Origin of the sequence: Archangium sp., from assembly GCF_036388035.1 — a bacterium.
In the GTDB taxonomy this organism is placed as follows: Bacteria; Myxococcota; Myxococcia; order Myxococcales; family Myxococcaceae; genus Archangium.
This window is the reverse complement of the sequence record NZ_DASVSO010000047.1, coordinates 1-13,525: the sequence shown is the minus strand read 5'-3', so window position 1 is coordinate 13,525 and position 13,525 is coordinate 1. Positions and strand designations below refer to the sequence as shown.

The window sequence follows — 13,525 nt, the reverse complement described above, 5'->3', positions numbered from 1 at the left end:
GCCGGGTCGACCTCGAATTCGATGTTGAGGAAGTTCCTGAACGAGGCCACGGTGGCCGTGTTCAAGTTCATCCGGACGTGCTCGAAGAACAAACCCTTCCATCCGATGCCGAGCGGTGGGTCGTCGGTCTTCGCGAAGGGCGTGAGCTCGCGTCCATCCGGGCTCCGGAGCACCCGGTGGCTTTCGGGCCAGAACGGCGAGTTCTTCCAACTCCTCGGGTCGAGGGTGCTTGCGAGGGTCTCGAAGTCGCAGTTGGACTCCGAGGGGATGTCCACCGTCGTGACCAACGTCGTCAGGTTCAGCCTGCTCTCGGGTTGGTCCGGCGGGGACAGGGCGAGCTGCTGGAAGTCCGCGTCGATCTTCTTCTGGAGCTCGTCGCTCTGCTGTTTCGTCAAGAAGCTCGTGGTGCCTGCTCCCGGTGGGCGAGGGCCGCCGGCGCTCTGGGCGGAAAAGCCGCGCCCCGTCTCCGTGCTCCCTGGCGGCTGTGACGGGCGAGGGCGCAGGCCAAAGGTGAATTGCCTCACATCCTCATAGCTCAGGCCGCCAGAGGGGGCATCGAATGCGCGGATCCCGCCCGCTGTGATTCCAGCCACTTTTCCGATCGTTTTCCGGGGCCTGCGGGTCCCCCGGCCACCGCGTGCTTCCGGGCCCCTGAACGCCTTCGGGGCACTTCGAGGCGTGAGAATCTCCTCTTGGATCCGGCCTCCGATCCGTTGCTCGGTCAGCTCCGCTTCTGTCCTGCCGAGCAGGTTCGCGAGGTGGGGACGGAGGTCCCTCCTGTTCTCGATGAGCAGGGCGGAGGTCAGCCTGAAGTCCGCGAGCGCCAGGGCGTCCTCCTGCTCTTGCGTGGGAAGGCGGTGGATCAGGTCGATGGCCTGCGAGAGAGGGAGGGGTTGCAGGTCCGGATGCGGAGCACCCAAGCGGGGCCCCTGGGGGTCGGCGTTCAGGAAGACGCTGAACAAGGCCGCTCGGTACTCATGGATGCTTGGGTCCTCCTCGAGGACAGGCGGCGTGGCACGTCGCGGCGTGGACATCGGAACTCACCCCCCATGACAGGCTCGGGCACGGCTGCCCGAGAGGTCACCTCCGTGCAAAATGATGCAGGCCAGCCCGTTCTCAACTGACGGGCGTGCGACGGGTCGGGTGGCCTGTCGTAGTTTGGGATGGGGGTGACCTGATGCCGACCTCCCATCCTTTCCTCATCTATGGCGCCACCGGCTACACGGGCCGGCTGCTGGCTCGTGCGGCGAAGGAGCGTGGGCTGCGTCCCATCCTGTGTGGACGCGACGAGCCCCGGCTCGCCGCCCTCGCCTCGGACCTTGCCTTGGAGTACCGGGTGGCGCGGCTGGAACGGGACGCCGACCTGGACGAGGCCCTGCGCGGAATCCAGGTCGTCCTCCACGCCGCGGGGCCGTTCTCCTCGACGTTCGCCCCCATGGTGGACGCCTGCCTGCGCGCGGGCGCCCACTACCTCGACCTCAGCGGAGAGGTGGCGGCCATCGAGGGCGTCTTCCAACGGGACGCGGCGGCCCGCCAGCGCGGGGTGATGCTCATGCCCGGGGTGGGCTTCGACGTCGTCCCGTCGGACTGTCTCGCGCTCCACCTGTCGCGCCGGATGCGCGGGGCCCGGCGCCTCGTGCTGGGCATCTCCGGGCTCGAGGTCATCTCGCGCGGTTCGTTCCGGACCCTCGCCGAGGGCGCGGGGCAGTCCATCCACGTCCGCCGGGGGGGGCGGTTGCTCGGGGTGGCGCCGGGCTCGCTCCACCGGGAGTTCGACTTTGGCGCGGGGCCACGCCCGAGCCTCGCCATGAGCTGGGGGGATGTCGGCTCCGCGTATTATTCGACGGGAATCCCAGACATCGAGGTGTATTGCGAGGCCATCCCCGCGCTGCGGATGATGGTGGAGGCGAATCGCTGGTTCGGCGGTCTGCTCGCGACGGACGCGGGGCGTGGCTGGCTCGAGCTCCAGGCGCGGGCGCTGCCTGACGGGCCCACCGACGCGCAGCGTGCCGGACGCCAGGCCGTCATCGTCGCGGAGGTGGAGGACGGGGCGGGCCGGCGTGCGCGCGCGCGCATGCGCACCCCGGAAGCCTATGGGTTCAGCTGCACGACCGGCCTGAGCATCGTCGAGCGCGTGCTCGCGGGAGACCTGGAGGTGGGTGCCCAGACACCCGCCCGGGTCTACGGCCCGGACTTCGTGCTCTCGTTCGCGGGTGTTCACCGGGAGGAACTCTAACCGTCCCTAAGTACGGGTGGCCGTTCGCGCATGGACGGTCATGCGAGGTCTGGATTGACAGGCATTGCCGTTATCTTCATCACTGCGAGGCAATGACCGACGAGCGCCCCATCGAAGTCGCCATCATTGGAGGTGGCTGCGCGGGCATCACCGCGGCCTTCGAGCTGACGCGACCCGAGCTCCAGGGCCGCTACCGAGTCACGGTGTACCAGCTGGGCTGGCGGTTGGGAGGCAAGGGCGCCTCGGGCCGGGGGCCGGCGGATCGCATCCACGAGCATGGGCTCCACCTGTGGATGGGCTTCTACGAGAACGCGTTCCGGGTGATGCGGGAGTGTTACGCCGAGCTGAAGCGGGACCCGGCCACCTGCCGGATCGCCGACTGGCGCGATGCCTTCACGCCGGACCACTTCAACGGGGTGGCGGACCTGTCACCGGATGGGAGCTGGTCTCCCTGGACGGCGCGGCTGCCCCCTTTCGAGGGACTGCCGGGCGACCCTGGAAACGAGGTCCCCCGGTGGACCGTCGCCGACTACCTGGCCAGGAGCCTGGAGCTGGTGCGGACGCTGCTCGCGCTGATGGTGCGGGAGCCCACCAGCGGCCCGGCCCCCGGGGCTCCGCGAGCCCCGACGGGAGTGGGGACCCCGGAGGCGCTGCTGGAGTCGATGTCGAACCTGCTCAAGTACGGGCAGTTCGCCACGCTCGCCGCGGTGGTCGAGGCCCTGGGGTTGATGGAGGTCGCCCTGGGAACGCTGCGCCGCTTTCCGGAGAATCAACTCCTGCGCTTCCATGACGCGGTGGCGGCCGGCCTGCGCGGCCAGTTCGAGAGATTGATCCAGACCGACGACAGGCTGCGCCGGGTCTGGGAGATCGTCGATCTGCTGCTGGCGGTCGTGCGCGGGGGGCTGCGCTTCCGGCTGCTGACGGATCCGAGAGGCTTCGACGCCATCGACGATTATGACTGCCGGGAGTGGCTGCGCCTCAACGGGGCCTCCGAGGGGGCGATCAACAGCGCCTTCATCCGGGCGCTCTATGACCTGGCCTTCGCCTACGAGGACGGGGATGTGAACAGGCCCCGGGTGGCCGCCGGGCAGAGCCTGCGGGGCGCGTTCCGCGCGTTCCTCACCTACCGGGGGGCCTTCTTCTGGAAGATGCGCTCGGGGATGGGAGACGTGGTCTTCGCTCCCTTCTACGAGGTGCTCAAGCGGCGGGGTGCCCGCTTCGCGTTCTTCCACCGCCTGGAGGACGTGAAGCTCGTCGCGCCCGAGCGGCTCGCACCGGGCGAGCGCCCCTACGTGGAGGCCCTCGAGTTCGACGTGCAGGCCGAGGTGGTGGGGGGAGGGGAGTATCAGCCCCTCGTGGACGTGCGGGGGCTGCCCTGCTGGCCCGCGACGCCCGACTACCGGCAGTTGGTGGACGGCGAGCGGCTCGAGCGGGAGGGGTGGAAGTTCGAGTGCCACTGGGACCGGCGCAACGCGGGCACGCGGACGCTGCGGATGGGGGAGGACTTCGACCTCGTCATCCTCGCGGTGGGAGGTGGGGCCATCCGCCATGCCTGCAAGGGATTGGTGGAGAGGGACCCGCGCTGGCGTGCCATGGTCGAGCGCGTCAAGACCGTGCCGACCCAGGCCTTTCAGCTCTGGCTGCGCACGGGCATGGACGAGCTCGGCTGGACCGAGCCACCCGTCAACATCTCCGGCTTCGTCGAGCCCTTCGACACCTGGGCGGACATGTCCCATCTGGCCTCGGAGGAGAGCTGGCCCCGGCCACCGGGGGCCATCGCCTACTTCTGCAGCGTGCTGCCGGACGTTCCCGAGGCGGAGCGCCTCCGCCCCGCCTTCCCCGACGAGCAGCACGAGCGGGTCCGGCGCAACTGTGTCCGCTTCCTCCAGAGGGACATCGTCCACCTGTGGCCCCGGGCGCGTGGGGCCTCGGGCGACTTCCGGTGGGACCTGCTCGTGGATCCCCGCGAGCCGCCGGGCGAGGGCGAGCGCGGCCAGGGCGAGGCCCGCTTCTCCTCGCAGTACTGGACCGCGAACGTGAGCCCCACGGAGCGCTACACCCTCTCGCTGCCCGGCAGTCAGAAGTTCCGCATCTCGCCGCTCGACGACACCTACGACAACCTCACCGTCGCGGGAGACTGGACGGATTGTGGTTTCAACCAGGGCTGTGTCGAGGCCGCCGTGATGTCGGGACGGCTGGCGGCCCATGCCATCTCGGGCGCGCCTCGGCTCGAGGACATCGTGGGGTTTGATCACCCATGAGCGACAAGGAGCCTCGGGAGAGAGTACGGAAGCCGGAGTTGCCGCGCACGCAGCCCATCCGCAACTGGGGCCAGCTGTTCGGGACTCCGGGCGCGGGTCCGTCCCAGGCCTCCCCGGGCGCGCCTCCACCGGGGGGCGCGCCTGCGGGTGAGCCTGTCGCCCAAGGGGTGGAGATGGGCTACCGGGTCATCGAGGAGTACCTGCGCCAGGGCCAGAACGTAGCGCGCACGATGGGAAGCCCGTTCGTGGGGGGCGGGGGCGGGCCGGCCGATGACGGGCTCCAGAACCGCCTGGGGGCGATGCTCCGGAGCTTCTCGGACTTCGCCAGCTTGTGGATGGACATGATGGGCCGGGTAGGCGCTGGGGGAGGCGCCGCGCCCGCTCCGGGCTTCGCGCCCCCCTCGGGGTCGGCGGGCCCCTTCCCGATAGGCGGAGCCCCGCGCTCCCACGAGGCCCCGAAGGAAGCGCCACCGGAGCCTCAGGGGGCCGCTCCCCTGGCCATCACCCTCGACATCGAGTCGTCACGGCGCGTCGAGGTCTCGGTCGACCTGCGCGCGCGCTCCCCGAGCCTGTCGCTCGTGGTCCATGACCTGCGTGCCCCCGAGCCGGACAAGCCGCGCCTCACGGGAGTGAAGCTCGAGGGCCTGCCGGACGAGGAGCGCGTCTGCCTCCATATCCACGTCCCGGACGACCACCCTCCCGGGGTCTACAGCGGCCTCATCCTCGATGCTCGGACGAGCCTCCCGCGCGGCTCGCTCTCCGTGCGGATTCCCTCGCCATGATGGGAGGCACTGCGTCCGCCATAGCCCCCTCGGTGCGGGAGAGGCTCGAGGAGTACGGCACCGCCGCGCGGGCGCGCATGAGGGAGTACCTGCGTGACAGGCAATCCCACCATGCCTTCTACGACCTCGTCTCGGACTACCCCGAGCGGGGAGGCCGGGTGCTCCGCGCCAGCCTCTGCCTGGCCACCGCGCGTGCTTTCGGTGCCCACCCCACGGATGCGTTGAACTCGGCCGTGGCGCTCGAGCTCCTCCACAACGCCTTCCTCGTCCACGACGACCTGGAGGACGAGAGCGAGGAGCGCCGGGGCCGTCCCACCCTGCACCTGAGCCATGGGGCGCCCCTGGCCATCAATGTCGGGGATGCCCTGGCCGTCCTGAGCCTGCGCCCGCTCATCGACAACGTGGGGACGCTGGGCTCGCGGCTCGCCCTGCGGGTCCTCGAGGAAGCGGAGCGGATGGCGCGCGAGTCCGTCGAGGGCCAGGCGCTCGAGCTGTGGTGGCGCCAGCACAACACCGTGGACCTGGGCGAGTCCGACTACCTGCGCATGGTCCTGAAGAAGACCTGCTGGTACACCACCATCTACCCGATGCGCATTGGGGCCCTCATCGGCACGCGCGACGGTGTGGACCTGGATCGCTACCTCCACTTTGGCTTCTTCGTGGGCGCCGCCTTTCAGATCCAGGATGACCTCCTGAACCTCGTGGGGGATGCGGCGCGCTACGGCAAGGAGCTCAACGGTGACCTCTGGGAGGGCAAGCGCACGCTGATGCTCATCCACCTGCTCAACGCGGCGACCTCCGACGAGCGGGAGCGGCTCACGCGTGTGCTCGGGATGCCGCGAGCGGCGCGGACCGTGGAGGAGGTCCAGTGGATCCGCGAGCGGATGGAGCGGTATGGGTCCATCGACTACGCGCGACAGGTGGCCCACGGGCTGGCCGGGGCGGCCCTCCATGAGTTCTCGCTGGCCTTCGCCGACCTGCCGGATTCGCCGGACAGGGCCTTCCTGGAGGCCCTGCCCACCTGGGTCATCGAGCGGAACTGAGACGCGGGTCGCTCACTTCGTGACGAGCTGGAAGGGCTGGCCCTCCGGCACGTGCTTCATCGCCACGGAGTTCATGCAGTAGCGCAGCCCGGTGGGCGGCGGACCATCGGGGAAGACATGTCCCAGGTGGCCATCACATCGGCCGCAGCGCACCTCGGTGCGGACCATTCCGTACGAGACGTCCCGGTACTCGGTCACCGAGTCGGCCTGGAGGGGTTGGGTGAACGAGGGCCAGCCGGTGCCCGACTCGAACTTCGTGCCCGCCTTGAAGAGCGGGTTGCCGCAGCCGGCGCAGACGTATGTCCCGGGGTCCTTCGTGCCGACGAAGCAGCCGGTGTGGGGACGCTCCGTGCCGTGGTGCCGCAGCACCTGGTATTCCTCGGGTGTCAGACGCTTCCGCCATTCCTCGTCACTGAGGACCAGTTTGTCGACCATGCCGACATCCTGCTGTCCGTCGCCCTCGGGTTCAATCGTTCCGAGGGGGTGGCGCCAGGGCGTTGACACATGGACGGTGCGTGCCCATCCTGGGCGCGCGGCTCGCGCGGACTCCAGCTTGCGCGGCGGGAGGTGTGCCATGGGACGTGTGCGAAACGGTGTCTCGGGTCTCTCCACGTCGCCGACCGTGTGACCGGGCGCGTTCCGTCTCCTCGTTGAACGGACCCGCTGACTCCGGCGCTCGCGCGCCGACGTGGAGCTTCGTCTTCTCCTGAATCCAGGGAACCGTTCGCTCCATGAGCTCGAAGCATCGCCGTTCGCGTTTGTCCGAAGAAACGTCCATTCCGGCGCGCCATCTGCGCGTCCAGTCCGCCCTCTTCGAGGAGGTGTCCCTCCTGTTCCGAGGCGAGCTGTCCGACCCGCTGCTCGAAGGCGTCGTGGTGACGACGCTCGAGCTGTCCCCGGACGGCCGCCATGCTCGCATAGGCTTCACCCTTCCTCCCGAGCGCCAGGAGTCCGGGCCCGCTCCCGTGGAGGAGGCCCTCGAGCGCGCGAGTGGCTTCATCCGCTCGCAGCTCGCGCTCGGCCTGAACCTCAAGCGCGTGCCGAACCTGCGCTTCGTCTGCGTGGGCGTGGCACCCGGCATGGTGCCGGACGAGGAAGGGGGTGAGTCATGATGCCCCGGGTGCTCGAGAGCCCGCCGGGGGCCCTTCCCATCCTCGCCTGGGCGCGCGAGGTGCCACCGGGAGCGGTGAAGCAGCTCCAGCACATCGCCAGCCAGCCCTACGTGGTGGAGCACGTGGCGGCGATGCCAGACGTCCACGTCTCGCAGGGCGTGGCCGTGGGGACCGTCTTCGCCACCGAGCGCACCGTGGTCCCGGGCGCGCTGGGAGGGGACCTCGGGTGCGGCGTCAGTGCCCACCGCTTCGCCTTCCCGGCCGCGTCGCTCGGGAGGGGGGAGCTCGAACGGCTGCTGGCGGCCCTGGCCCGCGGGGTGCCGGTGGGGGATGCCCTCCACCGGGGGGCGGGCCTGCCGCTGCCGCCCGAGCTCCAGACGGCACTCCTCTCCACCCACCGGCTCCAGAAGGACTGGGAGCGCCTCGCGCCGAGGCATCTCGCCACGCTGGGGGGTGGCAACCACTTCCTGGAGCTGGACCGGGACGCCGGGGGAGACCTGTGGCTGCTCATCCACACGGGCTCGCGGGGCATTGGCGGGGCCATCGCCTCACACCACCTGCGGGTAGCGGCCACGAAGGGGGAGGGTTTGCTGCCGGGCCTGCGCACCGACACGCCCGAGGGCGCCGCCTGCCTCGCGGACATCGAGTGGGCCTGCCGCTTCGCCCGTGCCAACCGCGACACTATCGCGGCGCGCGCGGTGGAGGTGCTGGCCGAGGCGCTCGGGTGCGAGCCGAAGCCGGGCGTGGATGTCCACCACAACCACGTGGCGCAGGAGACGCACCTGGGCCGGGTGCTGCTCGTCCACCGCAAGGGCGCGGTGGGGCTGGCGCCAGGGCAGACGGGCATCATCCCCGGCTCGATGGGGACGGCCTCGTACCTGGTAGAGGGCAGGGGAGAGCCGCGGGCCTTCGGCTCCTGCTCGCACGGAGCGGGCCGGGTGCTCACGCGCGGGGAGGCCCGGAAGAGCATCCGCCCGGCGGCGCTGGAGCACGCGCTGCGCCGGGTGGTGTTCGACCGGGGCCGGGTGGATGATCTGGTGGAAGAGGCACCGGCGGCCTACCGCGACATCGCGGAGGTGCTGGAGGACGAGGCGGAACTGGTGACGCCCGTCCTGCGGCTCACGCCCATCGCCGTGCTCAAGGGCTGAGGAGCCATGGAGGCGGCGGGAATCCGGAAACCACCAAGAGACCTGGTGCCCCTGTCGCGCCCCTCATGGGAGAGCGGCCTGGACAGGCATGCCCAAGGTCCCCTTCCTCGGCGGGCTCTCCTTGAGCTCGAGGGCGAGGCCCCCGGAAGGACCGGGGGCCCTGCCCGGCCTTGGACCTACTGCGGGCCAAAACGAAGGCGATACTCGGAGGAGTTGATGAAGCCGCTGATGATTGCGCGGTAGTCACCGGAGGCGTTCAGCGTGTTCAGCCACCAATTGTAACCCGCTGAATCCGGTTGGCGCCGGAGGAAGGTCGTGTAGCACAGGGTGACGTAGGCTGCGTTGTAATTGGGCGAGCCCGGGTCCAGCTCCGGGTGCAGCCTCCGGTTCTCTGGAGACTCGAAGAGAGACCGCGTGAAGTCGACGCGGGCCCTGGACAAGCAATCCTGATTCCCATTGCACGCCTGCAACCAATTGACTCCATTCGTGAACCCTCCGGAGTCAGGCTCGCGCGCAAGCACATCCCGGTAGGCCTGCCGGACGAAGAAGTCCGAGCGGTCAATGGCATTGGTGCCCGCTGGCGTGGTCCCAGCCCCATAGAGGCTGGCGGCACCCTGTCTGTCCAGAGCCGTGAGCAGCCAGGGGCTCGCCCAGGTGCTGGTGACTCCGTTGCACTGGGGGTAGTGCATGATGGATGGGCGGTCATAGGACGTCACCACTCGCCAGGAGCTATCTTCCGTGCCACAGCTGCCGTTCTCGGGCCGGATGTGCTCGTGGCGGAAGCCCAGCACATGGCCCAGCTCGTGCCGCAGGATGCCGATTGTCCAGTTGTTGGGAAAGCTCTGGTAGTTGATGACGAGCGTCCTGTGCACGCAGCCGCCCCTCACGGGGAAGAAGGCGCAGGCGCCATCGCTCGTCCAGGGCCGGACCGAGAAGAGAACGTTGGGGTTGGCGTTGGTGCAGTTCCCATCTTGAGCGGCATCGTAGACGAAGCGCACGTTGGCGGCGCCCTCCCACGCCGCGGTGGCGGCCCACATCTCGGAGCGCACCCGATCCTTCAGGCTCCCGAACTCGTTGGAGACGCAGTAGCGCAGGTTGTGCCGCTGGGTGCTGTTCCAGATGTCGTCGCTGCCGTTGACCCTGTTGACGATGAGCGGCTGCCCTGCCTTGCCCAGCCTCTCGGAGGAGTCGCCCGCGGCGATGTTGGCGTCATAATAGGCGCGCAGCTCGTCGTGGGAGACCGCGAGGTCCCACTCCACCATGTACATGACCTGACCGTCCACCACGCGCGTCGCACGCTTCTCGAACTGCTCCCACGTCTCTCCCTGTGGGGCCTTCTCGATAGGCCCACAGGCGAGTGCAAACACCACAAGGGACAGCACTTTCTTCATGACGTCTGCTCCTTTGGATGAAGTACTGGTTCACAGGTTCTCGCCCACCGGCAGCGGTCTGCTCCCGGCGCGGAATGAGAGGGTTTACGGCTCGTCCCGAGCTTACTTTCGCGGGGCCGAGCAGCTCCCCCCACGCATCGAGTGAGTCATGTCCTCGTGCACCTTCCTTGCTGCAAGGGATGGAGTTCCCTGGCCGGCGCTCACGCCAGCGGGCAGAAGGAGTGTTCGGGCGCTGTTTGTGATGGCGGTGGAGGCGTCCTCGACTCCCATCTCAGCCGTGCCTGCCCAGCCCGAGGGTCCGGGCCTCTCGTGCTCGCGCGGACAGATGGGCCCGGCGCGGCTGTGCTTGCGTTGCCGGGAACCGTTCAGGACCGCACGTTCAACCTGTCGGAATGGGCTGCTGGGAGGGGGCGGGATGTCGCAACCGCCGGATGGCACCGCCTGCTGGAAGGGCTGGTGTTCGCCGGGGCGAGTTCGATGCGAGACGGGCCGCGAGCACCGCGGTGATGGCCAGGACGAACTACCTTCGATGGATGCGCACGTGGGTTTGCCTCCGATGGATGGAACCCCCAGGGGGGCCGGGGGGTGGACGCGGAGCGCACCGGGTGACCCTGCTGGACGTGCTCGCCCTGTCCTTCGAGGACGCGGACCACCACGTGACGCGCGCGAAGGACGGCCTGGAGGGGGCTTGCTCCCTACGCGTCGTCTGACATTCCGGGCCGCTCTTCGGCTCGGCGTTGCAGGTGACGCCTCACGGCACGTTGATCCAGAGCCCCGCCTGCGTCAGGTTGAACTGGTTGAAGGCGATGATCCGGTCGCAGACAGTGTCGTTGATGAAGTCCAGGTTGATGATGTTCGGCATCCAGTTGACGCGTTGGTTGTCGGTGCCGAACGGATAGTTCTGGACGCTGCCGCCGTGGTTGACGGTTCCGCCGACGATGCCGCGCAGCCACGTCAGCAAGAACATGAGGTTGTAGTGAGTGCCGTTGTTCGTGTTGAGCGCCGAGACCATGACGTTCGGCGGCAGGCCGCCCTGCGTCGTGTTCTGCTGCACGTTGCCGCCGGTCATCTGCCAGTAGAGCATGAAGAGGTGATCGCCGTGGCCGTGCGCGTTGCACGCGCGGTTCTTGTGCTCGAGGGTCCGCTTCACCGACTTGTAGTTGATGAGCGCCATGTCGTCTGAGTTGGGGTACTCGCCGCAGGTGAGGAGCCCAGCGCGGCTCGTCGCCTTCTCGGCCTTCGCGAACTTCATCTGCCCGTTCGCTGGGTTCGGGTTCGCGATCGCCCCCGAGTCATAGGCGATGATCGCCCTTCCCCTCAGGTCCCGGATCCTCGTGTTCGCGAGGCCGCGCATGGTGGGCGTCGTGTAGGTGCGCGCCGCGTTCAGGTGGAGTTGCTGGGCCGCGAAGACGGCCGCCCCGGCCGCCGCATCGGTGTGGGAGACGCGCATGATGACGAACTCTTGGTTGTTCGCCGCCAGGTGCGCATCGAGCGCCTGGAAGATGCTCGCTGCGTTCTCGCCCCAACCACCGGCCCCGGCGAACGCATGGACCGTCGTCGGGACGCCGGCCCGCATCTCGAACCGGACGTCGAAGAACCTCGCGCCCGCGGTCAACTGACCGGCGATGTCGAACTGTTGGCAGATGTATCTGCCGGCGCTGGCGAGGCCACCGAGCCCCTTCGGCGCGTTGTGAACGAGGGAGACTCCGGCGTCGTGACTCGCCGGCATCATGATCTGCCGGAGCAGCAGGTTGTTGTTCGGGATGTTCGCCATCCAGTTCGGATTCGGCATCGTGTTCCCCCTGTCGCGGTTGCGCGCGACTCCTGCGCGAGCCCGGAACCTAGCATCCGTGCTCGACGTGACACAACGACACCCAGGAATAGAGAGATGTGAATAAATCCTCGCGCCCGCGCGTCGGGGCCCGATGTTGCTCGCGCCAGTTCCGGCGCGGCGGGGGACAACCATGAAGACAGCGTCGATGGTGCTGCTGGTGGGCGTGGGAGCCGTGGCCTGCGGGGGGGAGTCACAGGTGCGGCGCGGCATCTACCAACTGGAGGCGGTGAAGGTGTCGGACTCCTGCACTCCGGCGCGCCTGTCCGGAGACCTGGGGGAGGCCTCGATTGAGCTGCGGCCCGAAGGCCCGGCCATCACCATCCCGGTGGGCGAGGTCTGGAACACGCAGGCCCAGAGCTGGGCCTACTGGCAACCGACCGTTCCCGAGACCACCGGCCTCACGAAAGAGGTGAAGCCCCCCCGGTGTGACACGGGAGTGGAGCACAGCTCGCTGGAGTGGCTCAGCGACCAGGAGCCCTTGGAAATCCGCTACCGGCAGAGCTGGACGGGGCTGGCGGGGTGCGCTCCGGGCACGGAGTTCTCTGAATGGCCCGAGGCCGACTGCTCCACGGAGACGACCCTGCGCTACAAGCTCGTGGAGGCGTGCCCGGAGCGGTGCTCTCTCCGCTCCACCTGGGTGCTGGGGCAGCCCAACCATTACGTCTGTGATTGCGGCTAGGAGCGGCCCGCCCCAGCGCAACTTCCTTCGTCTCCCGCTTCGGTTCCTGGGCCATCGAAGCCGCATCAGTAGCCGACGTGGGCTTGACCCCTGTCGAGCGCCTGGATGCCGGGCACGTTGGACACCGAGCCGTACCCGCTCGGCGGCGTAGCGCACGCCCGCGATGATGTTGTCCACGGGATTGCGGATGTTGGTGATCGCGACGTGAGCAGTAACGATGTCCCAGAAGCCCACGCCCCCCTGCGGCCCCCCTCCTGGAGGGCCGCTTGGGCCGGCGTGTCTCTCGCTACGGGTGGAAGTAGATGTTGTCGAGGAACATCGTGCCACCGTTGGGCGCGACCAGGACCATCTGGGCCAGGTGGCGCATGTTCGCCAGGCCCCGGAAGTCGCTGGACAGCGTCAGCTCATAGGACAGCCAGGCTCCGGTGGCGAGCGGCGGCGTCGAGTCAGCCGTGAGGGTGGCGGTCCCCTCGGTGTCGTCGCCGCCACCAAAGACGCCGTTGGCCCCGAAGTCGACCAGCTTCACCTGGAAGTTGGTCGTGTTGTCCGGCGTCCACAGGTCCAGGTGCAGTTTGGTGAGCCCCCGTCCCGCCGCGTCGATCTGGTTGGCACCGGCGGTGCCGTAGAACTCGATGCCGACGTAGGTCGCCGAGTTGGTGAAGACGTACTTGCGGGGGGAGGCACTGCCCGCGGCGGTGTTGATGTCGAACGTCGCCCCACCAGACGCGGTGCTCCAGCCCGTCCGCCACGTGTCGACCTTGCTGCTCTGGTCGGAGACCGTGCTCGTGTAGCCGCCCGTCACGGAACTGTGGAGCGAGTACACGGACTCCCCGGCCGGATGGGAGGGCGCGGGAGGCAGCGTGCTGGGCTGGCCCGGCACGCCGGTGACGGTGATGGTGTAGGACCCGCTGGCCGCCACGCCCCCCAACGTGGCGGAGATGGTCACCGGGCCGCCCTCCTTCACGCCGGTGATGACGCCGCTGCTGTTGACCGAGGCGACCGACGCGTCGGACGAGGTGAAGTCGAAGAAGGCGTTGGC

At 68.9% G+C, this 13,525-nt stretch carries 12 protein-coding genes; 7 read left to right on the top strand and 5 right to left on the bottom strand.

Annotated features, from left to right (window positions below):
• A partial coding sequence (locus VF697_RS02150; protein WP_331091766.1) for a hypothetical protein occupies positions 1–395 on the bottom strand: 395 nt, incomplete at its 3' end.
• A 782-nt stretch (positions 396–1,177) separates the two neighbouring features.
• Between VF697_RS02150 and VF697_RS02145 the strand changes: the two genes are divergently transcribed.
• From VF697_RS02145 to VF697_RS02130, 4 genes are all read left to right on the top strand, one after another.
• Positions 1,178–2,236 (top strand): saccharopine dehydrogenase family protein, encoded by a 1,059-nt coding sequence (locus tag VF697_RS02145; RefSeq protein WP_331091764.1) that lies wholly within the window; start codon positions 1,178–1,180, stop codon positions 2,234–2,236.
• 92 nt (positions 2,237–2,328) lie between these two features.
• Positions 2,329–4,497 (top strand): NAD(P)-binding protein, encoded by a 2,169-nt coding sequence (locus tag VF697_RS02140; protein ID WP_331091762.1) that lies wholly within the window; start codon positions 2,329–2,331, stop codon positions 4,495–4,497.
• A complete protein-coding gene (locus VF697_RS02135) occupies positions 4,494–5,279 on the top strand; it encodes a hypothetical protein (protein ID WP_331091760.1) in 786 nt (261 codons plus the stop codon). Before VF697_RS02140 ends, VF697_RS02135 begins: the two co-directional genes overlap by 4 nt.
• Positions 5,276–6,322, top strand: coding sequence for a polyprenyl synthetase family protein (locus VF697_RS02130; protein ID WP_331091758.1), 1,047 nt, complete (start codon positions 5,276–5,278; stop codon positions 6,320–6,322). Before VF697_RS02135 ends, VF697_RS02130 begins: the two co-directional genes overlap by 4 nt.
• A gap of 12 nt (positions 6,323–6,334) precedes the next feature.
• Here VF697_RS02130 and msrB read toward each other — a convergent pair whose 3' ends face one another.
• Positions 6,335–6,757, bottom strand: coding sequence for a peptide-methionine (R)-S-oxide reductase MsrB (msrB, locus tag VF697_RS02125; protein ID WP_331091756.1), 423 nt, complete (start codon positions 6,755–6,757; stop codon positions 6,335–6,337).
• Positions 6,758–7,080: 323 nt separating this feature from the next.
• Here msrB and VF697_RS02120 point away from each other — a divergent pair, with 323 nt between their 5' ends.
• Both VF697_RS02120 and VF697_RS02115 read left to right on the top strand, forming a co-directional pair.
• Entirely contained in the window at positions 7,081–7,434 is a 354-nt protein-coding gene (locus VF697_RS02120) for a ribosome-binding factor A (protein ID WP_331091755.1), read from the top strand.
• On the top strand, positions 7,431–8,582 hold the full coding sequence (locus VF697_RS02115) for an RtcB family protein (RefSeq protein ID WP_331091753.1): 1,152 nt from the start codon (positions 7,431–7,433) through the stop codon (positions 8,580–8,582). The genes VF697_RS02120 and VF697_RS02115 overlap by 4 nt, the downstream gene beginning before the upstream one ends.
• A 176-nt stretch (positions 8,583–8,758) precedes the next feature.
• Here VF697_RS02115 and VF697_RS02110 read toward each other — a convergent pair whose 3' ends face one another.
• Together VF697_RS02110 and VF697_RS02105 are read right to left on the bottom strand one after the other, a co-directional pair.
• Positions 8,759–9,973 carry a M57 family metalloprotease gene (locus tag VF697_RS02110; RefSeq protein WP_331091751.1) on the bottom strand — a complete coding sequence of 405 codons (1,215 nt, stop codon included), beginning with the start codon at positions 9,971–9,973 and terminating at the stop codon, positions 8,759–8,761.
• Positions 9,974–10,724: 751 nt separating this feature from the next.
• Positions 10,725–11,765 carry a hypothetical protein gene (locus VF697_RS02105; RefSeq protein ID WP_331091749.1) on the bottom strand — a complete coding sequence of 347 codons (1,041 nt, stop codon included), beginning with the start codon at positions 11,763–11,765 and terminating at the stop codon, positions 10,725–10,727.
• Between the two features lie 172 nt (positions 11,766–11,937).
• Here VF697_RS02105 and VF697_RS02100 point away from each other — a divergent pair, with 172 nt between their 5' ends.
• Positions 11,938–12,486 (top strand): hypothetical protein, encoded by a 549-nt coding sequence (locus VF697_RS02100; protein ID WP_331091747.1) that lies wholly within the window; start codon positions 11,938–11,940, stop codon positions 12,484–12,486.
• A gap of 286 nt (positions 12,487–12,772) precedes the next feature.
• On the opposite strand, the gene VF697_RS02095 is transcribed toward VF697_RS02100, so the two are convergent.
• Positions 12,773–13,525: hypothetical protein (locus VF697_RS02095; RefSeq protein ID WP_331091745.1), on the bottom strand; the 753-nt coding region annotated here is incomplete at its 5' end.

What these genes read in the sequence shown, in the direction of transcription:
- VF697_RS02145 (WP_331091764.1), top strand. Translation starts at nt 1,178, where the DNA reads ATGCCGACCTCCCATCCTTTCCTCATCTATGGCGCCACCGGCTACACG.
- VF697_RS02140 (WP_331091762.1), top strand. Translation starts at nt 2,329, where the DNA reads ATGACCGACGAGCGCCCCATCGAAGTCGCCATCATTGGAGGTGGCTGC.
- VF697_RS02135 (WP_331091760.1), top strand. Translation starts at nt 4,494, where the DNA reads ATGAGCGACAAGGAGCCTCGGGAGAGAGTACGGAAGCCGGAGTTGCCG.
- VF697_RS02130 (WP_331091758.1), top strand. Translation starts at nt 5,276, where the DNA reads ATGATGGGAGGCACTGCGTCCGCCATAGCCCCCTCGGTGCGGGAGAGG.
- msrB (WP_331091756.1), bottom strand. Translation starts at nt 6,757, where the DNA reads ATGGTCGACAAACTGGTCCTCAGTGACGAGGAATGGCGGAAGCGTCTG.
- VF697_RS02115 (WP_331091753.1), top strand. Translation starts at nt 7,431, where the DNA reads ATGATGCCCCGGGTGCTCGAGAGCCCGCCGGGGGCCCTTCCCATCCTC.
- VF697_RS02110 (WP_331091751.1), bottom strand. Translation starts at nt 9,973, where the DNA reads ATGAAGAAAGTGCTGTCCCTTGTGGTGTTTGCACTCGCCTGTGGGCCT.
- VF697_RS02105 (WP_331091749.1), bottom strand. Translation starts at nt 11,765, where the DNA reads ATGCCGAATCCGAACTGGATGGCGAACATCCCGAACAACAACCTGCTG.
- VF697_RS02100 (WP_331091747.1), top strand. Translation starts at nt 11,938, where the DNA reads ATGAAGACAGCGTCGATGGTGCTGCTGGTGGGCGTGGGAGCCGTGGCC.